Origin of the sequence: Rossellomorea arthrocnemi, from assembly GCF_904424705.1 — a bacterium.
In the GTDB taxonomy this organism is placed as follows: Bacteria; Bacillota; Bacilli; order Bacillales; family Bacillaceae_B; genus Rossellomorea; species Rossellomorea arthrocnemi.
Genome location: NZ_CAJGBF010000006.1, coordinates 1 through 20,312, shown reverse-complemented (window position 1 = coordinate 20,312; position 20,312 = coordinate 1). Strand labels below are relative to the sequence as shown.

At 40.3% G+C, this 20,312-nt stretch carries 20 protein-coding genes and 1 riboswitch; of the genes, 12 read left to right on the top strand and 8 right to left on the bottom strand.

Annotated features, from left to right (window positions below):
• Positions 1-329 precede the first annotated feature (329 nt).
• From pbp4b to BAA9072_RS10335, 5 genes are all read right to left on the bottom strand, one after another.
• Positions 330-1,691 (bottom strand): penicillin binding protein PBP4B, encoded by a 1,362-nt coding sequence (gene pbp4b / locus BAA9072_RS10355; protein ID WP_201714767.1) that lies wholly within the window; start codon positions 1,689-1,691, stop codon positions 330-332.
• Positions 1,692-2,050: 359 nt separating this feature from the next.
• A complete protein-coding gene (locus tag BAA9072_RS10350; RefSeq protein ID WP_201714609.1) occupies positions 2,051-3,082 on the bottom strand; it encodes a C40 family peptidase in 1,032 nt (343 codons plus the stop codon).
• Positions 3,083-3,112: 30 nt separating this feature from the next.
• A complete protein-coding gene (locus BAA9072_RS10345; protein ID WP_201714608.1) occupies positions 3,113-4,198 on the bottom strand; it encodes a dipeptide epimerase in 1,086 nt (361 codons plus the stop codon).
• 15 nt (positions 4,199-4,213) lie between these two features.
• Complete coding sequence (locus BAA9072_RS10340; protein ID WP_201714607.1) at positions 4,214-5,380, bottom strand: DUF819 family protein; 1,167 nt, start codon at positions 5,378-5,380, stop codon at positions 4,214-4,216.
• Positions 5,381-5,485: 105 nt separating this feature from the next.
• A complete protein-coding gene (locus tag BAA9072_RS10335; RefSeq protein ID WP_201714606.1) occupies positions 5,486-5,803 on the bottom strand; it encodes a DUF3870 domain-containing protein in 318 nt (105 codons plus the stop codon).
• A gap of 543 nt (positions 5,804-6,346) precedes the next feature.
• Positions 6,347-6,451: riboswitch (SAM riboswitch) on the top strand.
• 120 nt (positions 6,452-6,571) lie between these two features.
• Here BAA9072_RS10335 and BAA9072_RS10330 point away from each other — a divergent pair.
• From BAA9072_RS10330 to BAA9072_RS10310, 5 genes are all read left to right on the top strand, one after another.
• Positions 6,572-7,597 carry a methionine ABC transporter ATP-binding protein gene (locus BAA9072_RS10330; RefSeq protein WP_201714605.1) on the top strand — a complete coding sequence of 342 codons (1,026 nt, stop codon included), beginning with the start codon at positions 6,572-6,574 and terminating at the stop codon, positions 7,595-7,597.
• On the top strand, positions 7,587-8,249 hold the full coding sequence (locus tag BAA9072_RS10325) for a methionine ABC transporter permease (protein WP_034756404.1): 663 nt from the start codon (positions 7,587-7,589) through the stop codon (positions 8,247-8,249). The genes BAA9072_RS10330 and BAA9072_RS10325 overlap by 11 nt, the downstream gene beginning before the upstream one ends.
• An 11-nt stretch (positions 8,250-8,260) precedes the next feature.
• The gene (locus BAA9072_RS10320; RefSeq protein WP_201714604.1) at positions 8,261-9,097 is read left to right on the top strand and encodes a MetQ/NlpA family ABC transporter substrate-binding protein; all 837 of its coding nucleotides are present in this window, start codon (positions 8,261-8,263) and stop codon (positions 9,095-9,097) included.
• A 12-nt stretch (positions 9,098-9,109) separates the two neighbouring features.
• A complete protein-coding gene (locus tag BAA9072_RS10315) occupies positions 9,110-10,306 on the top strand; it encodes a M20 family metallopeptidase (protein WP_201714603.1) in 1,197 nt (398 codons plus the stop codon).
• Positions 10,307-10,456: 150 nt separating this feature from the next.
• Positions 10,457-10,903 (top strand): hypothetical protein, encoded by a 447-nt coding sequence (locus BAA9072_RS10310; RefSeq protein WP_201714602.1) that lies wholly within the window; start codon positions 10,457-10,459, stop codon positions 10,901-10,903.
• Positions 10,904-11,184: 281 nt separating this feature from the next.
• On the opposite strand, the gene BAA9072_RS10305 is transcribed toward BAA9072_RS10310, so the two are convergent.
• Complete coding sequence (locus BAA9072_RS10305; protein WP_201714601.1) at positions 11,185-11,652, bottom strand: DUF3291 domain-containing protein; 468 nt, start codon at positions 11,650-11,652, stop codon at positions 11,185-11,187.
• A 318-nt stretch (positions 11,653-11,970) separates the two neighbouring features.
• Between BAA9072_RS10305 and BAA9072_RS10300 the strand changes: the two genes are divergently transcribed.
• Positions 11,971-12,663, top strand: a complete 693-nt coding sequence (locus BAA9072_RS10300; RefSeq protein ID WP_201714600.1) for an aspartate/glutamate racemase family protein — start codon at positions 11,971-11,973, stop codon at positions 12,661-12,663.
• 210 nt (positions 12,664-12,873) lie between these two features.
• Entirely contained in the window at positions 12,874-13,530 is a 657-nt protein-coding gene (locus BAA9072_RS10295) for a Type 1 glutamine amidotransferase-like domain-containing protein (RefSeq protein WP_201714599.1), read from the top strand.
• A gap of 843 nt (positions 13,531-14,373) precedes the next feature.
• Here BAA9072_RS10295 and BAA9072_RS10290 read toward each other — a convergent pair.
• Complete coding sequence (locus BAA9072_RS10290) at positions 14,374-15,600, bottom strand: MFS transporter (RefSeq protein WP_201714598.1); 1,227 nt, start codon at positions 15,598-15,600, stop codon at positions 14,374-14,376.
• 4 nt (positions 15,601-15,604) lie between these two features.
• The gene (locus tag BAA9072_RS10285; RefSeq protein ID WP_201714597.1) at positions 15,605-16,639 is read right to left on the bottom strand and encodes an ArsR/SmtB family transcription factor; all 1,035 of its coding nucleotides are present in this window, start codon (positions 16,637-16,639) and stop codon (positions 15,605-15,607) included.
• Positions 16,640-16,901: 262 nt separating this feature from the next.
• Here BAA9072_RS10285 and BAA9072_RS10280 point away from each other — a divergent pair, with 262 nt between their 5' ends.
• From BAA9072_RS10280 to BAA9072_RS10260, 5 genes are all read left to right on the top strand, one after another.
• Positions 16,902-17,942, top strand: a complete 1,041-nt coding sequence (locus tag BAA9072_RS10280) for a serine hydrolase domain-containing protein (protein WP_201714596.1) — start codon at positions 16,902-16,904, stop codon at positions 17,940-17,942.
• A gap of 57 nt (positions 17,943-17,999) precedes the next feature.
• A complete protein-coding gene (locus BAA9072_RS10275; protein WP_201714595.1) occupies positions 18,000-18,461 on the top strand; it encodes an NUDIX hydrolase in 462 nt (153 codons plus the stop codon).
• 126 nt (positions 18,462-18,587) lie between these two features.
• Positions 18,588-18,941: a Na(+)/H(+) antiporter subunit C gene (locus BAA9072_RS10270; RefSeq protein ID WP_201714594.1), complete on the top strand. Its 354-nt coding sequence runs from the start codon at positions 18,588-18,590 to the stop codon at positions 18,939-18,941.
• Between the two features lie 246 nt (positions 18,942-19,187).
• Positions 19,188-19,628, top strand: a complete 441-nt coding sequence (locus BAA9072_RS10265; RefSeq protein WP_201714766.1) for an NUDIX hydrolase — start codon at positions 19,188-19,190, stop codon at positions 19,626-19,628.
• A gap of 121 nt (positions 19,629-19,749) precedes the next feature.
• On the top strand, positions 19,750-20,094 hold the full coding sequence (locus BAA9072_RS10260; protein WP_201714593.1) for a DUF3221 domain-containing protein: 345 nt from the start codon (positions 19,750-19,752) through the stop codon (positions 20,092-20,094).
• Positions 20,095-20,312 lie beyond the last annotated feature (218 nt).

The following is a 20,312-nucleotide window of genomic DNA, read 5'->3' as shown; positions in this document are numbered from 1 at the left end:
ATCATTATGGATGTGTTTTGAGCTTTACTTTTAGGAAGTAATCGAGGGCGATTCTTGAGTCATAAAAAGCCAAATTTCTCCCTGAGAAATTTGGCTTTTTATATTGGGATTTCCTTAACATTGTAACCGCCACGATAGTGACTAATAATGCTTTAGAGAAGAAGTGTAGGCAAGGAGTTCCCCGAAAGATCATCTCACTTGAGTGAGAGTTCTGAAAACCTTCCGATCAGGTTTCGAAAAGCCTTCTAAATAAAAAATCTGTAAAAGGCACGGTAATCCGCACGCCCTACATCTTACGGTATAATGAATGGGATCCTTGTCTTGTCTTATTATTTATTTGATTCTAACGCTTCATAAATAGCTGATACAACACTTCCGTATCGTCCTGTTTCGAAAAGGTCACCGAAAAATTGATTAGAGTTATCAGCAGGGTTCACAAGGGGCGAATGCTTTTTATTAGTGAGCAGGACGATTCCTAAGTCATATTCAGGATCAATAATTGTTACTGTTCCTGTCCAGCCTGTATGGCCGTATGCACTTTCGCTTGCATATTTGCTGAACATCCAGTCCATGCTGTCATCGCCGTTTAATCTCCAACCGAGACCGTAAGTGGAGTTCATCTCAGAAGGGGCAACGAATTCTTCTATCGTTTCATTATCAAAGAGTGATTCATTACCATACCCGCCACCGTTCAGCATGACTTGCAATAGAACAGCGAGATCACTAGTTGTCGAGAATAAGCCGGCATGTCCTGAAACACCTTCCATTGAATAAAATGCTTTCTCATCATGCACTTCTCCTTGAAGCGTGTACGTTCGGATGTTCGGGAAGTTAATAACTCCATCTCGTGTGTTACCTAAAAGCTCGGTTGCCGCAATGTCTTTTGACTTGAAACCTTTTTGCAGTGGATTAAATACTGTATCTTTTAACTTTAAAGGCTTGTACAACTCATTTTCAACGTATTCATCAAGTTTTTGGCCGGTGATTTTTTCCACAATGGTGCCAAGTAGCATATAGTCAACATCACTGTAGACATTTTTTGTCCCAGGCTCATATGAAAGAGGGGTTTTATTTATGTTTTTAATCGTTGTTTCGCGATCCTGCGAATAAAGTTCTTTTGACACGGCAGGATTATGGTATTGCGGGTCTGGAGTAAATCCAGCTGTGTGATGAAGCACATCAATGATCCGCATCTTATCTTTGCCTTTAATAACATCTTCTTCTGTGTCTTTGAAATCAGGTATATAATCCTGAACTTTGGCGTAAATATCAAGCTTTCCCTCGCTCGCAAGTTTCTGAAGGGCAAAATTCACTGCATACATCTTAGTATTTGATGCAAGATCAAACAAGGTGTCGTTTTCCATTTTCAAAAACTTCTTAAGCGGTGTATGACCGTCAAACTTTTGCTTATAGCCATAACTTTCATTCTTCACGATTTTCCCGTCTTTTATGACAATCAGGGCTGCTCCAGGAAAACCGGCGGCCACATCTTTTTCAATTAACTGATCCACTTTTTCAAGTTTTTCAGAGGAAAATCCGACTTCCTCCGGCTTTTTTGCTTTTGTTAAAATAGGAAATTCACCGTGTGCTTGAGGTGATGCTTTTTCATTTGGTTCTGCAAAAGAAGCGGAAGGTCCAATCAGCGAGATAGCCAGAACAGAAATTAGAGCATAGCTTGTCCATTTTTTCATCATGGTTCTCCTTTGAAATTATATTTTATAGCTTATTCATTTAACAACCAATTTGTTGACCAGGCAGTGTAAGCTTAAGTAGCTAAGATGGGATCCTGGAATTTTTTTTTACTGCGTTTATTCCGACTAAGATTTCAAGGTAAGAAAACAGACCAGATCGTACAACAGTTTATATAATAGCTAATTATGAATCTGCTACAATCTAGTCTGCTTAAACAATCGTTTTTGTAATACCGGTTATAACCCCTGATGCTACAAGGGCAGGAATCTTTGGAATGAAGGTGCTTTCGATTCTTTATTAATCTCGCATTATAATATGTTTTCCGAGTCGTGTTGGCTAGAATCCCCGGTTTTCTCTATTAATCTTCCCAGTAGCGACGTGCACCTGAGAATTCTTCAATATATCCGGGAGTGTTCAACGGGATAATCTCAACGTTCTTAGATGCGTTAGGAGCATGAATCATGAGGCCGTCACCAATATACATGGAGACGTGATGAATGGATCCAGTTCCGTTGTTGCTTGCAAAGAATAGTAGATCGCCTGCTTGAATTTCATCCTTGTTGACTTCTTTCCCATTCTTAAATTGTTGAGAAGAATCCCGTGGAAGCGTGATTCCAAAAGCCTTGTGAATCGAGTAGGTGAATCCTGAGCAATCGAATCCGAAACCGGATACACCTGCCCACAAATAGCGTAGTCCAAGGAATTTCTTCGCTGTTTTAACTAAACCTTCTGGTGTTGCCTTTGGGATATCGGCTTCTGATTGATAAATCGAAACATCCTCTTTCTTCATAAATTTGTTTCCATCATTAGGAGTTGCGACCATGACGACATCTCCAAACTCTTTCAGCACAGGCAGGCGGGTATTAAAGCTAATTTCCATAAATGAATTTTTTAGCTCTTTCCCGTCATATAACAAGGCTGTAGGACTGGTTACCATCATAAACGGTGAATTGGTGAAATGGTCTAAGCGCTTTTCCAATGTCAATTGTTCCTTCGGCATCCAGCCTGGATAACCTAAAGGATTGCGTGGAGTAGGCTGACCGTCTATCGCCACTTGCACCCAGTCATCGTCCTCTTGCAAGATTGTGACTTTCGTTCCATAAACGGCTTGTGTTTCAAGCTTCCCTGTCAGCCAGCGCCGAACCTCGCTGTCCTCCATATTGGCTGACCATTGCCACGGATCAACCGGATTGCTTAAAGAAGGGGCATCAATATCCCTGACAAGGTGCCTTCCACTCGTTGTCCATTGGGTCGATACGGATACATCGACGTAGGCGGTTTTACCTGCTTTAAATGTTTCAGGGGCTTTTGCGGATACTTGAAATGCCAGTGTTGTTAATAGTAGCGTGGCCGCAATAATACCCAGCACCCATCTTCTTGTCTTTTTCATGATAAAACTCCTCTCTTATTATTGTTATTTTCACGAAGACACATTAAGTGATCTTCGGTGAAGCCCGAGGCCAGGCAGGGATGTTAAATGGACTTCATCCCCGATAAATTCAATTCCATCAAAATCCTGGTTAGCTAACCAGAGCGGTGCATCCAAGTCGATTTTTTGAATGTTTGGATGAGCTGTCGCAATATGTGCAGCCGCAATGACGGAAGTGGCAGATTCCATCATGCTGCCGATCATGCAAGGGATATTCGCCGCTTCAGCCATATCAGCAATTTGAATGGCTCTTCTGATGCCGCCCGTTTTCATCAGCTTAATATTCAGAAAGTCAACGGCATCCTCTTTCATCAGACGCCAGGCATCTTGTGGAGAAAATAGACTTTCATCTGCCATTATCGGAGTATTCACATGCTGTTTGACAAATTTCAATCCATCAATATCACTGGCATGGACCGGCTGTTCAATTAGTTCCAATCTAGTATCGGCCTGTTCTAAAGCTTGAATGATGGGGACAGCCTGCCTTGGCGTCCAGCCTTGATTAGCATCTACACGAATGGAAACATCGTTTCCCACTTCTTCGCGGATGGCCTTGATCCGTTCTATGTCCTGGACCCAGTCTTTCCCGACTTTAATTTTCAAGATGGAAAAACCATCCTTGATGATTTGACACGCATCCGTACGCATTTCTTCTATCGTTCCAACACTGACGGTCATATCGTTTGTTAACCGATTCGTCCTTCCTCCAAGTAATTGATAGAGTGGAAGATTAAGATGCTGGCATAAGGCATCATATAGAGCAATCTCCATTGCGGCTTTCGCGCTTGTATTACCCACGCAAGAGCGGTGGATGATAAGTGAAAGATGATGGATATTTCGAATGTCCTGTCCCAATAAAAGCGGGGTCAGAACGGTCTTCAGGATGGTTTCAATGCTTTCTTTCGATTCTCCTGTAATAGCCAGTGTAGGTGCAGCAGCTCCAACTCCGAGGAGTCCATCCTCCAATTGGACAGAGACAAAGATGTTCTCAACTTCCGTGGCCGTTCTAAGTGCTGTTTTAAATGGCTTCTTTAATGGCAAAGTTTCTGATTGTACGTGGATTGATTGAATATGCATCGTGTTACTCCTTTCTTATAAGGCAGATAAAATGCTGCCTGCCAAAATACCGAAATAGGTCCCTAGTAAACTTCCTAATACCCCCATCAAAATACCAACCGGTATGAGTGAACGATGGAAGGTGCCTGCAAGGATGGGAGCAGATGCGACGCCACCGATATTCGCTAGAGATGCGACTCCCATCGTAAAGAGATCAAGCTTAAATACTTTCGCCAAAATGACCATGATTAAGCCATGGAAAAACAGAATCATAAAGCCCGAAATGATATATATCGGTGCTTGGAATAACTGAGAGAAATCTGCATGAGAGGCAATCAGCGCAATGACAATATAGAGCATCACTTTTGAAAGTTCAAAAGAGCCGGGAACTCGTCCAATTTTTGTTATCGCTAAAATTAACCCAACAGCTGATGCGATGAGGATTGTCCATGTGGTAGCATTAACTGCCGTTCCTAACTCAGGTAGCATGCCGCCTGCCTTTGTTGCTAACGCGGAAGTGAATAAGCCTAAACCTAAGAAAGAGAGTAATTCGACAAATCCAAAACCTTTTTCATCACTTTCCTCTGAGGTGGCTGCCAGTTCCGTTGCAATCTCCATGAAGTCGCTCGTATTGGTTTTCGTCCATTTATTGAAGACGGATGCAAATGGAACGAGCCAGAACATGAACATCACCCAGAACGAGTAGTTCACGGTATCCATAATGAGAGCATAGCCGAAAATATTTTCCGGAACGTCCAGGATACCTTGCAAGATCACCATATTCGCGGATCCGCCTGTCCAGCTTGCATTTAAAGCCGCAAAAGCTTTCCATGTTCCTTCTGCGTAGTAACCCTGTAATAAGGCATAAGTTATTGCGAACCCTGCAACGATACTTAAGCTTGCTGCTAAGAACGTAAAAATTATTTTCGGCCCTAAGCGCATGATTTTCCGCAAATCACATTGCAGAAGCATTAACATCAGCATCGCCGGTAAGAGCAGCCCTCTGACAGTACTGTATGTTGTATCGACAGACTCACTTGCCGAAAAGACACCAAATGTTTTTAATAGAGCACAGCCAATATAAATCAGCACAATGCCAGGTACATATTTGAAGAATTTGCCCCCAATATGTTTTTCTGCTAGAGCAATAATGGCAACAAATGCGATTAACAAGCTAATATAAATCACGCCATCTTGAATCATGTTGTTTCCTCCTTTAGTGTTGTTAAAAAATAAAAAATCCAGCTATTAGCAAGGGTATACCTTGCTAATAGCTGGATTTTTTCTACGAAAATAGAAAAAGCAGCATTATGGTTTAATAATTTTCATGTATTTTATATGTGCATTTTTGAAGGCAATGGACAACGCTTTCTGAGATGCACCAAAATAGCGTGATTCAATTTCCTGTATGACACTATCTAAATTTATTATTGATTGACCCACGAGTAAATGCTTCACAAAGGATGCAGTCAAAGAAATAGTACTGGAACAATCGGCATCCACGATTAAATGGGTCGTTTTGTCGATGACCAATCCGACAAAAAAAACATTATATTGCTGCATAATGGGGTTATTGGCTGCGGTCCTTGCGTCCCCAATAATATAAATCGTATCCTTACTATTCACTTTATTTCCTCCTGCGAAACCAAGTATTCCAAACGATATTCAATCCGAAAAGGAAGGAATGAGAAATGGCATATGTTTTCGCTTACAATTTATCATACAGCATGAATATATTTTTAACAATATTTTTTTTGAATATTTCGTGAGTATTCTTGTTATGAAGGTTGATATAATAAGAGCCAGCAAAACTAAAATGGGGATTAGATGGATAACAATTTAAATAGTAAAGGATCTAATTTTCGTCAGGAAAATCTGTGCTTTCCGTCTGTTTTTCTCTAGAGTTGTGTCTAACAAGGCTAAGCATATTCTAAGGACTAAATAATAGTTAAATAATTTTGGAAGAGTCCTATAGATGTGTCAATCGTCAATATGCTTCCCATTGAAAATCGCGTAAAATAGTGCAATTAGACCGGTCAAAGTGACCAAGTTGATTATGTCCACCGCAATACAATTTATTCAAAAACAGGATTGACAAACCAATTAAAATCCTATAATATTACCCTAATACTTAAACGCATCATAACTTTAACTTAATAAAGTGATATCTTCTTATCCAGAGAGGTGGAGGGACTGGCCCTGCGATACCTCGGCAACGGGTTCTTATGAATACCGTGCCAATTCCATCAAGTCATATGACTTGAAAGATGAGAAGAGCGGGACATATACATATTTGTGCCTCTCTTCTTATGAAGGGGGGCACTTTTTATTTTCAGCCATGTCCTCCTAACACAGGCTTCAAGAAGAATACATAGCGAAAGGAGCAAGTCCTGTATGATCAGAGTTCAGAATATTATAAAAGTATTTGAGACGAAAGATGGCCCATTCACCGCTTTGAAGGATGTTTCCTTCGAAGTGAAGAAGGGAGAAATCTATGGCGTAATCGGATTCAGCGGAGCAGGAAAAAGCACGCTTGTCCGCTGTCTTAATTTTTTAGAGAAACCATCATCGGGTGATATTTTCATAGAGGGTCGCAGCTTGAAAGATCAGTCGGCAATCAATCTGAGGAAAGAGCGGCACCGCATCGGGATGATTTTTCAGCACTTCAATCTGTTTCAATCCCGGACGGTGGCAGGGAATATCGCCTATCCTCTGAAACTTGCAAAATGGCCGAAAGAAAAAATCAGCGAAAGAGTAAAGGAATTGCTCGCGTTTGTCGGACTTGAAGAGAAAGCGAAGCATTATCCCGATGAACTGTCAGGAGGGCAGAAGCAAAGGGTGGGGATAGCAAGAGCACTGGCGACATCGCCTTCGATTCTTCTCTGCGATGAAGCAACATCCGCCCTTGATCCCCAGACGACGGAATCGATTCTGAACTTATTAAAGAGAATCAACGCTGAGTATGGCATTACGATTGTGATGATCACCCACGAAATGGGGGTCATCCGGGAAATCTGTGACAAGGTCGCGGTGATGGAAAATGGAGAAATCGTGGAAGAGGGAAGCGTCTTCGATATCTTCTCCAACCCAGAGACCTCAACGACGAGAAACTTTGTGAAGAGTGTCATGAACGATCAGCTGCCGGGATCGGTTCTCGACAAACTGAGTGACAGCAAAGAAGGACGCATCTGCCGTCTCATTTTCAAGGGGGATTCGACGGGCACGCCGATCCTTTCCGAAACGGCAAAGAAATTCAATGCCCATATCAATGTGTTATTCGGCCAGATCACTGAACTCCAGGGTAAGCCGTTCGGGAATCTCATCGTGCAGATCATCGGCAGCAAGAATGAAACGGAAGAGATCCTGGAATATTGGAAGAACAGATTATTCGTAAGCGAGGTGGAGAAGCGTGCAAGTTAACTGGGAATTATTCTGGCCAAGAATTATAGAAGCGACATGGGATACAGTGGCGATGGTGTCATTCTCCCTCCTGTTTGCAACGTTGATTGGGCTTCCCCTCGGGATTATCGTCGTGGTGACGCGGAAAGGGCACTTACTTGAACATAAAGCCGTCTTTTCCGTATTGAGCAGCATCATCAACGTGTTCCGTTCAATCCCGTTCATCATCTTGATGGTGGCCATCATCCCCTTTACAAGATTGGTCGTGGGGACGTCGATCGGAACGGCGGCAGCCGTCGTTCCCCTTGTCGTATTTGCGGCCCCATATATTGCGAGACTGGTAGAGAGCTCGCTCCTTGAAGTGGAACCGGGGGTCATAGAAGCGGCGGAATCCATGGGCGCCGGACCGTGGCAGATCATCTTCGGAATCCTCATCCCCGAAGCATTGAGTACACTGGTACTCAATATCACGATCGCCACCATCGGCCTTGTCGGAGCATCAGCCATGGCCGGGGCAGTCGGAGGCGGTGGCCTCGGGGATCTGGCCATCGCTTATGGTTATCAGCGATTTGAAACATCCGTCATGATTGTGACTGTCATCATTTTAGTCGTGATGGTGCAGGGACTTCAGACAGCAGGAAATACATTATCAAAAATCATCAGGAGACGTTAGGAGAGAGGAATATGAAAAAATCAATAAGCCTGGCAAGTATCGCCATTCTATTATTCACCCTTCTATTGAGCGGGTGCTCGGGAAACAGTGCATCCGGCTCAGGTGAAAAAGAAGTCGTTAAAGTCGGAGTGAATGGATCCGGGGTTCCGATCTGGGAGTATATGAAAGAGAAAGCCGCGAAGGAAGGGATCGAAATCGAGATGGTGGAGTTTGCCGATTACGTGAGACCGAACCAGGCGCTGGCCGATGGGGATATCGACCTGAACGCCTTCCAAACGATTTCGTATTTTGATTCTTTCGTTGAAGAACATAATCTCGACCTTGTACCGATCGGCTCGACCATCATCGCGCCTATGGGAATCTATTCGGAAAAATATAAATCGGTAGAAGATTTACCGAAAGGAAGCAAAGTAGCCGTTCCTCAAGAGGCGACGAACCTTGGCCGTGCCCTTCTCCTACTGGAGGAAGCAGAATTGATCAAACTGAAAGAAGGATTTGATCAGTCACAGGGTCTCGAAGCCATAAAAGAAAATCCGAAAAACCTTGAGTTCACACCGGTCGTTGCTGCCCAGACACCGAGGGTACTGCCGGATGTTGCGGCATCGATCATCAATAATGGTGTGGCTGTTGAAGCAGGGTTGGTACCGGTTGATGACAGTATCTATATCGAAGGAGCGGAATCCAAGCCGTTCATCAATATCATTGCCGCGCAGGAAAAAGATAAAGACAATAAGACCTATAAAAAGATCGTGGAGCTCTATCAGGAAGATGACGTAGCGGAACATATCAAGAAAACATACAAAGATTCCCTGATCCCGACATTCGTGCCGGTCAGTGAATTGCATTAGGAGGGAAAACAGATGAGTCAACCAGCAGCGATTACCGATCGTAAAAACAACATCGTCTCGGCAGTGGACCAATTGGCTGTGAAACTCGTGTCGACCAGCCATCAGATCCACGACAAACCTGAAATCGGAAACGAAGAGTTCTTTGCTTCAGAGACCTTGACCACCCTCCTTGCAGCCAACGGGTTCTCCATTGAACGAGGAGTGGCGGGTCATGAAACTTCCTTTGTGGCACGCAAACATTCAGAAAAAGAAGGGCCGGTCATCGGCTACCTGGCTGAATATGACGCCCTGCCTGGACTCGGTCACGCCTGTGGTCACAATATCATCGGAACGGCAAGCTGCGGTGCGGCCATTGCCCTGTCGTCCGTACTCGATGAAACAGGAGGGGAAGTGGTGGTGTTCGGGACTCCTGCCGAGGAAGGCGGCCCGAACGGCAGTGCGAAGGGCAGTTTTGTCAAGGCAGGCTTGTTCGAAGGAGTGGATGCCTGCATGATGGTCCATCCGTTCAACAGGACAACGCAAACAGGGAAAACCCTTGCGGTGGACCCGCTTGATTTCGAATTTAAAGGAAGGGCTGCCCATGCGGCAGCGTCCCCTGAAGACGGCATCAATGCCCTCGATGGTGTGATCCAGCTGTTCAACGGCATTAACGCCCTTCGCCAGCACGTGACCGATGATGTACGGATCCACGGCATCATCACCCACGGTGGGGACGCGCCCAACATCGTCCCTGACTATGCAAAAGCCCGCTTCTATATACGCGCTGCAACGAGGGAAGCGTGCAATGAAGTCACGAAGAAAGTAAAAGCGATTGCTGAGGGATCGGCCCTTGCCACCGGGACGAAACTGAATGTCATCAAAATCCAAAATGAAGTTGATCACTTTCAGCTCAACAGCCGGTTTGACAAAGTATTCCAGCGCTCCATCGAGTCACTAGGGGAGTACTTCGACGATACGGAACGAAAAGGACTCGGCTCCTCCGATGCCGGAAACGTCAGCAGGGTGGTCCCGACCATCCACCCCTACATCAAAATCGGCCCCGAATCCCTCGTCGTCCACACGAACGAATTCAGGGAAGCGGCTAAATCCACCGAGGGTGACCGTGCCCTTGTGATCGGGGCAAAGGCACTTGCGCTGACGGGGTATGATCTGTTGACGGATAAGCCGCTTTTGGAGGAAATATGGAAAGAGTTCAGTTCAAGTAAATAAGGATGAAAAGGCAGCCAAATCAGGGCTGTCTTTTTTGTGGTAAAGAGATGCGATGCTAAATAGAGAATGTTCCAATGTTTAACAAAAACACGAAAAGGATAATGAATAAATGAGAGATTGTATCGTAGAAACCAAAGAAAGGAGAATGACATGAAAAAATTACTGATAGCAGGAAATCTTTTTTTCGCACTCTCCATACTGGGAGCATGCGGTTCAGAAGAGGCTGAACCGGAAGATACTACCTCAAACGATACGGCAGAAATGAATGACCAACAGGAATCCCAGGATATGGACGAGGCGTCAGCCGAACTGCTCGACAGTGAGAAGCTGCAGGAACGAGTCCGAAAAGGGATGGATCTCGATTCCTATTCTGCTGAATTAACAGCAATGGAGGAAAAAGGAGAAACGACCGTCGTCAAAAAATATAATTTGTCAGGGAATGAAGAAATAAAAGCACAAATCCTCCAATCCTCAGACGGGTTTGTCGCAGTCGAAACCGACGGACTTGAAGTTACAGACGTCTCAAACTTCAAAACCATGAAAGAAGTCGAGGACCATCTGAACGAAAAGGATATGGAAGAAGATATGAGTGGATAAACGTTTTGTATTACAAAAAATCCCCAATTGAAATCCGAACTAATTTACCTTCAGGTAGTCAAATTAGTTCGGATTTTTTAATCGTTTATCCAAACGAAGTAAAGTGCGATCCTTTTCTTCTAGAAAGGGGCTTATTCCTATAAAGACAAATTAATGGAATAAGAATCTTAAATAAAACTGGGTATTCATGTGATTGTGAAGAAATCCACTTATACGAAAATGGCAGGTTTGTTCAAAAAGGAGATTCTGCTTCTTATACAGAGCAGGTGAAATTCACAGAGCTATTTAAGTAAGACTCTCTCCCCCAATTCATCAAATACGTGCTTTAAGTCAAATGCAAAAGGATCTGGTCCATGTTGAATATAAAAGTCGTATCTCTTGAAAGCCTCCTTCCATGAAACATCCGTTACCTTCTCAGTCCACCACACCACATAATTAGGTTGTCTCTCTTGAAGAGATCCAAACCACTTGTTCCTGTCCCTTAAAGCTTGCATATGTTGACCTGAATAGGTAAAACGATATAAAGATTGAAGGTTTTTCCATACTGTTAGTGTGAGAATAGGGGTACCCTCTCCTTTGTTCACTTTCTCAGGGAAACGTACTCTATTAGGTGAAAATTCTTTTATTAGATGCCCCGTTTTAGCAGCCTGTCGAATTACTTCATCTCCCACTTCAAAAAACTCACGAGAGGCAGGATGTTCACTTGGATGTTTTAACCTACCAACTGTATAAATCGCAACAAAAGCCAAATTAATCCCTCCATTTATCCTTTTCACCTACATATATTCTAGAATGAATGGACGTATTCCTAGTTGAACTTTATCACTTTTTAAGTAAGGTGAGAGAATCAGATGCACTTCTTTGTTGAACCTTTATTTAGTAGACTTTTTAAACACTAGATTAAAAAATGAAGTATAAAAATGGATTATTATAAAGAACTTAGAAAAATTGAGGCCTGCATAGGGATTATCAGTCAGTTTATTGAATATTTTAGAAGATGTATTTTTTTCCATAGGCACGTTGATTTGAATTAAAATAAAAATAGAGGCTATGGTGGGGATTTTAACATGAAGGTTATTGGTCTTATTGGTGGAATGAGCTGGGAATCATCTGCTGAATATTATCGGATTATTAACGAAGAAGTGAAAAGGAGATTAGGGGGGTTCCATTCTGCAAGATGCCTTTTATACAGCGTTGACTTTGAAGAGATTGAGCATTATCAGTCAGAGGGCGACTGGAAAAAGGCTGGTGAAACATTGGGTGAAGTTGCACACTCTCTTGAAAAAGCTGGTGCAGACTTTATCGTCATATGTACCAATACCATGCACAAGGTTATTGGTGATATACAGGAAAAAATAAACATACCTGTTTTGCATATTGCAGATGCAACAGCTCATCAAATTAAAGAGCAGGGAATTAGTTCAGTAGGATTACTCGGCACAAAATATACAATGGAGCAAGATTTTTACAAATTACGGTTAGAGTCTAATGGTATAAAGGTTATGATACCAAGTGATAAGGAAAGAGAGATTGTAAATAAGGTTATTTATGAAGAGTTATGTTTAGGTAAGATTCAACAAACATCTAGAGATTATTATAAAAAAGTTATCCAAGGTTTAATCGAAACTGGAGCTAAAGGTATTGTATTAGGCTGTACAGAAATTGGATTATTGATAAAACAGGAGGACTCCGATGTTCCTCTGTTTGACACTACTCATATACACGCTCTTGAAGCAGTAAATATGTCCATAAAGAAGTAGCGATTTTTGCAGCTCTTTCACATTTATTGATAGTAAACAAACGAGGGCACTAACTGAAGATCATGTCTCGAGCCGGCTATTGCCCGGGTTCAATTATTGGACAGGTTAGTTAAAGAGAGCTTTGTTTCAATAATCGGGCCATATGGAGAGTATTTTGTTTGAAGTAAAAGGAGGAATAAATGTTTTTTACATTTTTCTATGGGGGTACTTATGAAAACACATTATTATTTAGGTTGGTTTAACCATTTTTTTCCGGAGAATCTGGCCAGGGTGTTACAGGGGGATATAACTGATAGAAAATCGCTTGCTATGATTAGCTCGAATCCTTCTATTTATGAAGATAACGGTGCTACTGAGCGCTCATGGTTTGACCAGGCTGGTATTATGTTTGACGAATATCACTTGATTAATTATCGCGTACAGAAGAAAGAGGCCCAAACGACCATTCAACATGCTTCAGTCATTTTCTTGTTGGGAGGGGATATTCTTAAACTAAATAGTTTTTTGAAGGAATATGAATTATCGGATGTGATAAAAAATAGCAGCGCCGTTGTGATGGGAGCAAGCGCTGGTGCAATCAATATGTCCGCTAAATGGTTATGCTCGAAAAGCTTTGGAGATAAAGTTGAAACGAACTCTGTTTATGACGGTATCGGTCTTGACAATATTTCTGTCCTGTCACATTTTGATCTTGAGAATAACATGGAGCTGGTTCAAAGTGAACTATCTTTCCTATCGGAAGAAATAGACATTTATGCATCGAACAAAGATTGTGCATTACGTGTAAAGGGTGACAAAATCGACGTTATCGGAAATGTTTATTTGCTTTCCCATTCAAAGATTCAGAAATTGGATGAGACGCTCTAGTTTTAGTGAATGGCTATGGCTAAATTGAATTATTTTCTTTATTCACGGCCTCTATCAGTGTTTCGTATAATAGCTATTTTTTTTTATTGGGGGCTGTGTTAGGAGGAACCCTGAATTTACTTTATGGCAGCATAGGAGTAAATGTGGGCAATACAAATGGAGGTTCGTTAGCAGGGATTGCAATTTTTATATTTCTCTTGGTATTGTATAGAAATAAACTCCAATTTTCTGGATTATATAAGGGAGAAAATAAGTGAAACTTCCTAGGAAGATAAGTGTTTCTCTTATTTTTTGTTCAATTTTGATGCTTATTATTGCTCCTATCTTCCGCTAAAGGGGACAATAATCGAAGAACAAGTGAGAAAATTTTAATCAGTTAGGCCACAAGAGGAAATGAAAATAGAATTGTTGCAAAAAAATTTCAAAATAATAGAATTGATAGAATGACTGAAAGGAAGAGAGGATTTGAAAAAAGTTATTTCGAAAGGCCCTTTACTTTTGTTTCTATATTTATCCTTTGCATTTATTATGACGACTTGGGAATTAATAAATAATCCCAATTTACTTCATTACATATACTTCTTCTTATCACTGGTAGCTGTAATCTCTGCAACCTTATTCTTATTGGTTATTAATAAGGAAAAGAACCTCAACAAGGAAAGAACGTGAGAATCCATTTAACATTAGTAAGCAAGTACACTTCTCAAGAGGGCATCGTCCAATTATAGGAGGCAAGAACTGAAAATCAGTAGTTGATTCTGTTATTGTCTTTTTCAACTATTGAGCATTCTAATAATAAGCGTCTGTTACAGCAAAAAATGCTTGTGTAACAGACGTTTTTTGTTAGCTAATCTTTTGTTTTTCTTGAGTAAGTAAACGAGAATCTGGCCGAAAAAAAGAAGTGACGAAATAATATAATCCCGGTAATACTATCACCGCACCAACTATCAAATATGTGTGACGTGTACTGAGATCAACTATCGAAGAAGAGGCAAATAAGATTCCTAAAGGCATAGTAACCCTAATGAAAAGTAATCTAACTGCACTTAGCTGTGTTAGACGATTTCTTGGAGCCTCTCTCTGAAAAATAGCGGCATTCTGCGCATTGAATAGAGGAAATAGTATGCCACCAAATAATTCACATATCCATGCAAATGGGATTGATTGTACAAAATACAAGAAGACGAATGAAAGACCGCCGCCAATTAAACCAAAGTACATCGTTTGAAAGTTTTTTTGTAACCTGGTTAATAAAATCATTCCAAGGGCATAACCAACAGGAAAAGCACCAGAAAATAGACCATATTGCCAAGGCTCACCATTCAGATCGCCACATATAAAAGGGACACCTATCACCAATGTTGCTCCTACTGCAAACTGAACAGTAGATGAGAGAATAGTAAGCCGTAGAAGGTGAGGGTAACTAAAGAATGTTTTGTATCCTTCTTTCATTTCTGTCCACCAAATTTTCTTTGTCCATGCTGCCACCTTTTTCGTACTGGTTTTAGGAATTTGTGAGAGTGCAAAATAGCTGGCAAGGAACATGATGAAGGATAAGCCATAAATGAAATGCATAGGACTAACTACAAGTAATAATGAAGTTGCTCCCGGAGCCAGAAAACTCATAAGCCTAATGGTCCCATCCAGTAATCCATTTGCATCTGCCAGCTTTTCTTCATCACATATATCAGGCAATAAAGAAAAGGATAGACTGGCGTAAATGGGTTGCATCAATCCCAAGAGACATTGCAGTAGGATTAACCCGAATATAGTCGCAAAAGTGGAGCCAATCAAATAACCAACCAAAGGAAGCAGATAAGCAAATGCACGGATTAATTGTATATTCTTCAGCATCTTTTCTTTAACAACATGGTTAAGAAAAGGAGCGCTCATTCCTTGTAAGACCAAAGAAGGAATGAAGTAAATAAGCCAGAGCATTCCCATCCATTCCTTTGAACCCGTTAATTCAAATAACAACAATCCGTTAATGATACCCCCGGCTGCTCCGCCAAATTCCGAAATGACTTCTCCTGCCCAAAGCGCTTTGAAAGATGTGGAGAACTTATTCATACCGTCACACCAAAAATTGATTCAGCTTTTCTGAAAAAGAACTAATCTGATGTTGGTTCACTGAATATATTCCTTTTTCGACGACAACAAATTTTGCTGCTTTTAACAAAGAAAGCTGATGATGCAGCGAAGTCTTAGATGTATTAAACTGAACGCTTAATTCTTGTAGTGAAAGTGGTCCTTTCATAAGATGATATAGCAATTTCAATCGAATTTCGTCACCTAATGCTTTGTGTCCTCGAATTAGTTCAGTAGAAGGTGAACCGGGTGATACAAGGTACTCATCCCCCAAAGGATAGAAAAATAGTTTAGTATCCGGAGTCCGTTTTTCTAATATCCATGGTCGGTAGGCAACATGAGGAATGAGTTTGACGTTCCAGACAGTAGGTTCTGGGAGGTATTGCACTCCATCTGTAACTCTTTCAATTTCTTCTACCGGTTTATTTTCATCAAGTGAGCTATTATGTTTTTGTTCATACTCTAAAGCTTTGTTCCACTTTTCCCAACTTTCGTTTTGACTTATCCAGTCGAACCATTCACCAATAACATTAATCAGCAGATTCCTTAATTGTTGAAAGGGATATTGACCAAGATTACGTATATATCCCTCTAAGAATTCGTGACCTTTAAAATATGTAGAGTAATGCTCGAACGATTCAATATGCAAGTACTGGTCAGCTAATTCTATTCTAATTGGCTCAAGATCTCTGCTCTTATACGGCAACATGGTTTCATAAAAAGTAGAAATGGGAAGCTCATTTAGTTTGTTCGAAAATTCTTGAACGGTCGTGGCGGAAAAGGCATTTTGAAGCATAATAAGCCCGTACCAGAAGTTCGTCTCTTCAATCTCATTTAAGTCATTTATCAAGGATTTCGGCATGGTGTGGGAGGTCAGAGACCATTTCTTATCCATATCAAATGTATGTCTAAGTTCCCTGTGGGTATACCCTGAAATGCCAAGGATGACTTCCCAAATAGGTGTCCACTCCACTTCCAAAGATATGGATTCAACTTCATCTGACTGCAATAAATGTTTCAAATTTATTTGCCCCCTTTAAACTTGTTAATATAATTCTAAAATATTCGAATTTATAATTCAATATAATTTTAATTTTGAGATGTAATCATCATTGATTGGTTCCTTCAATACAAACAGAGCACTGGTCGAAGTGTAATATGGTAAAATATAGTTGAATTTCATTATTCAGCTAGTGCGCACTCATGTTGAACGAGGTTGATTCCAAAACGTGCGCATATAGTATAAAACCGCACAAAATTACATTGAAGGGAAGTATACGTTCTTGATTCTGAGTCATAAAGTAAATCCATTTTTCGTACCGGTAGTAGATCACGTTAAAGCAACTTTTAATAATGTAATCTGTTCAGGAGCATCTTCTCTTATCATTCATAAAGATTCAATCGTGTTAGAACAGTACATGGGGGAACAGTCAGGGGAAGAAGAGGCTAGAACAGTTCAAGCTGATACTCAGTTTCACGTAGCTTCAGTTAGGAAAAGTTATATTGGTTTTGCAGTTTCATATGCAATATTTTATGGCTATATCAACAACATAGATGATTTGGTTGTATCCTATTTGCCTGAACTTGATAAGAACAGCTGGAAAGATACAACTATAAGACATTTACTTACTCATACACACGGATTAAAGCAAGAGGGAAATAAAGTCATTCGAGAGTTTTCTCCTGGATCAAACTGGTCTTATAAACAAATTGGGATTGAGGCACTAACTCAAATTATAAAGCGAACAACAGAAAAATCAGTTGCAGAAATTATTCATGAAAGTGTCTTCACCCCGCTAGGTTTTAATGAATCCAATTGGTATTCAAATAAACACAATAAGCTAGTTGATGTAATGCTCCGTTATGAAGGGGATGAAGACTGGAAGACTAGTGAAAGCACTGAGGGCGATAAAATGAATATGTATGTATCAACCAGAGAGTTAGCTTATTGGGGTTATCTTCATTTGAGGAAAGGAATGATAAATGGGAGGCAAATTGTTCCCAGAGAAATCATTGATTTGGCCACTTCTCTTCAAAGCCCATCGACCCTTCATAAAGACTTACCTCAAAATGGTTTCTTGTGGTTTGTTAAAGAATTACCTTCGAAAAAGACAGAGATAGGTCATCAAGTCCCTAAAGGTTCCTATCAAATACTTGGATTTACAAATGTAACCTTATTAGTTATTCCTGAAGAAGATATTGTGGCTGTTCGTATGTTTAATAGCTTTGGATCACCAGAAGGTTATGATTATTTATCTGACGTAAGATCGTTTGGCGATACGGTTATGAAGTGTGTAAAGAACGAATCCAAAGTAAGTTTATAGTGGATATCTCGAATCAGAGTAATCCGTTATGGGGCAGGGAAAAAGGAGTGGGGAAATTTGGGATACATAGAAGAACTAAGAGAAATAGTTGGTCATAGACCTTTAATATTTGTAGGATCCGTCACTGTTATTGTTGATGATAAGGGTAGGTTACTCCTTCAACAACGAAAGTTTCCGAATGGCGTTTGGGGAATTCCGGGCGGACTGATGGAACTTGGAGAATCTACTGAAGAAGTTGCGAGAAGAGAAGTATATGAGGAAACTGGATTAAAAGTAGAGAAATTACATTTAATCAGTGTTTATTCAGGTCCACAAAACTATATAAAGGCTGAAAATGGTGATGAGTTTTATGTCGTAACTGTTGCCTACTATTCGGAGGGCTATGAAGGAGAATTAAACATAGATGAATCTGAATCCATTACATTTGAGTTCTTTTATCCTGATAAACTACCAAGCGATATTGTTAAAAGCCATAAAGTTATATTGGATGAATTTTTGTCTAAACATTATAAAGAATAGTGGAAAAGAATTATATGGAAGTTAATATACAAATGGAGACATTAGCTGAAGATTGTGCACTTAATTTTCAGCTTTATCTATTGTTCGAGTAACTGGCGGAATGACAGCAGAGCAGGAGGGTTTTGAATGGAAGTATTAATGTCCATAGTAATCGGAATTACCATTATGTGTGCGGTTTATCTAATACTTTCTAAAAGTCTACTTAGAATTATTATCGGCACAGGACTTCTCAGTCACGGGGTTCACCTTTTGCTTATAACAATGGGGGGATTACCAAAGGGAGAAGAAGCACCTCCCCTACTGGGTGAACATTCTGTTAAGGGATATATAGATCCTCTCCCTCAGGCGTTGATTTTAACTGCGATTGTAATCCGTTTTGGAATAACTGCCTTTTTCTTAGTGTTAGCGTACAGAACTTATCAGGAGCTCGGAACCGATGATATGGAGAGAATGAGAGAAAACGAGGATCATTTTACGTAAACAGAACAGAGTTATTCTTTTTACGTAAAATGGTGTGGGGTGAAAAAGTAAATGATAAAGTTTAAATTTATTAGGGTGATAGGTGAAGATCTAGCTGTCCGTCTTTGGCTATTTCTTTATTGTATTAAAGGGCCATTTAATTGAACAAGAGTATTGCTCAGAATCATGAAATTTGAAATAATTGGTATTATGTTAAAGAGAAGAAATGTTGAAGAAGAAACTAAATTAATGGAGGTAAATTACCTTATGAAGCGAGTAGATGTTACATATATGCTTCTATTTGATAATCTGGGTGAGAATGTATTAATGGTAAAAAATAAAGGGAAAAACGGTTCTTATTATACACTTCCTGGAGGTGCAGTAGAGCCTGGAGAAACGCTTAGAGAAGCTGCAATTAGAGAAGTGAAGGAAGAGACGGGTTTAGATGTTGAAATATGTGATGTTTTTTCTGTAAGTGAGGCGTTTTTTGAGGATAGAGGACACCACGCAGTTTTCTTTACTTTTAGAGGGAAGATAACCGGTGGAGAGATTACTATATCTATGCCTGAAGAAATAGAAGAGATTACTTGGATGAAACTTCAAAATGCAGAGGACTACATTCATATAACAAAAGATACAAAAGGACTGATAAAACGTAACGCGTCAGCGCCATATTTACTTAGAAAAAGAAGTGATTTTACTTCCTAAGTAAGAGAGGAACTATAGTTTTTTCTTTTGCTATCGAGCAGGTTTTTACAAGAAAGGAGTTAAAGATAAGAGTTGATGTATTTACAATAGTTGAATTATAGGGAGTGATAAAGGGATAAGTATGAAAAGAATAGTGTTTCTTATCTTAATTCTATGTGCAATTGTTTTTCTTGGTGATATCGTCAATAAAATTGGAGCAGATGATAAGTTGACGATAGAAGGGTACTTCCTTAATAAAGAAGGAGCATTATATTTGATAACAGATGAGGATTTTGATGTCAAAACCGCTAAAGAACTATCAAATCAAGAATTCATCAAAAGCTATGGAGAAATTTATAAATTAGATGACATTCCAATTTCTTTTTCTAGATATAATGATGGTCAAAAAATTACCGTTTGGTACGATAAAATTTTGGAATCACATCCTGCTAAAATAAAGGTTCTGAAAGCCGAGAGGATAAATTAGTGAAAGTGATTAAAAAATGTTTCTTGTTCAACTTATGGGGGCGTTGATCTAAGAAGAATTAACGCTTTTTTCTTGAAGATATTGGATTAACGGGCAGAATAATTTAATAAGAACATAAGAAATTTATGATTAAAAAATAAGGTTTTTAATTAATATAATTACTATTGTATGGGAGTGTAGGGGTCTGAATAATTCTTGGAATAAATTCATATATAAAA

What these genes read in the sequence shown, in the direction of transcription:
- BAA9072_RS10330 (WP_201714605.1), top strand. Translation starts at nt 6,572, where the DNA reads ATGATCAGAGTTCAGAATATTATAAAAGTATTTGAGACGAAAGATGGC.
- BAA9072_RS10320 (WP_201714604.1), top strand. Translation starts at nt 8,261, where the DNA reads ATGAAAAAATCAATAAGCCTGGCAAGTATCGCCATTCTATTATTCACC.
- BAA9072_RS10290 (WP_201714598.1), bottom strand. Translation starts at nt 15,600, where the DNA reads ATGAATAAGTTCTCCACATCTTTCAAAGCGCTTTGGGCAGGAGAAGTC.
- BAA9072_RS10265 (WP_201714766.1), top strand. Translation starts at nt 19,188, where the DNA reads ATGAAGCGAGTAGATGTTACATATATGCTTCTATTTGATAATCTGGGT.
- pbp4b (WP_201714767.1), bottom strand. Translation starts at nt 1,691, where the DNA reads ATGAAAAAATGGACAAGCTATGCTCTAATTTCTGTTCTGGCTATCTCG.
- BAA9072_RS10340 (WP_201714607.1), bottom strand. Translation starts at nt 5,380, where the DNA reads ATGATTCAAGATGGCGTGATTTATATTAGCTTGTTAATCGCATTTGTT.
- BAA9072_RS10300 (WP_201714600.1), top strand. Translation starts at nt 11,971, where the DNA reads ATGAAGGTTATTGGTCTTATTGGTGGAATGAGCTGGGAATCATCTGCT.
- BAA9072_RS10295 (WP_201714599.1), top strand. Translation starts at nt 12,874, where the DNA reads ATGAAAACACATTATTATTTAGGTTGGTTTAACCATTTTTTTCCGGAG.
- BAA9072_RS10315 (WP_201714603.1), top strand. Translation starts at nt 9,110, where the DNA reads ATGAGTCAACCAGCAGCGATTACCGATCGTAAAAACAACATCGTCTCG.
- BAA9072_RS10270 (WP_201714594.1), top strand. Translation starts at nt 18,588, where the DNA reads ATGGAAGTATTAATGTCCATAGTAATCGGAATTACCATTATGTGTGCG.
- BAA9072_RS10345 (WP_201714608.1), bottom strand. Translation starts at nt 4,198, where the DNA reads ATGCATATTCAATCAATCCACGTACAATCAGAAACTTTGCCATTAAAG.
- BAA9072_RS10350 (WP_201714609.1), bottom strand. Translation starts at nt 3,082, where the DNA reads ATGAAAAAGACAAGAAGATGGGTGCTGGGTATTATTGCGGCCACGCTA.
- BAA9072_RS10310 (WP_201714602.1), top strand. Translation starts at nt 10,457, where the DNA reads ATGAAAAAATTACTGATAGCAGGAAATCTTTTTTTCGCACTCTCCATA.
- BAA9072_RS10260 (WP_201714593.1), top strand. Translation starts at nt 19,750, where the DNA reads ATGAAAAGAATAGTGTTTCTTATCTTAATTCTATGTGCAATTGTTTTT.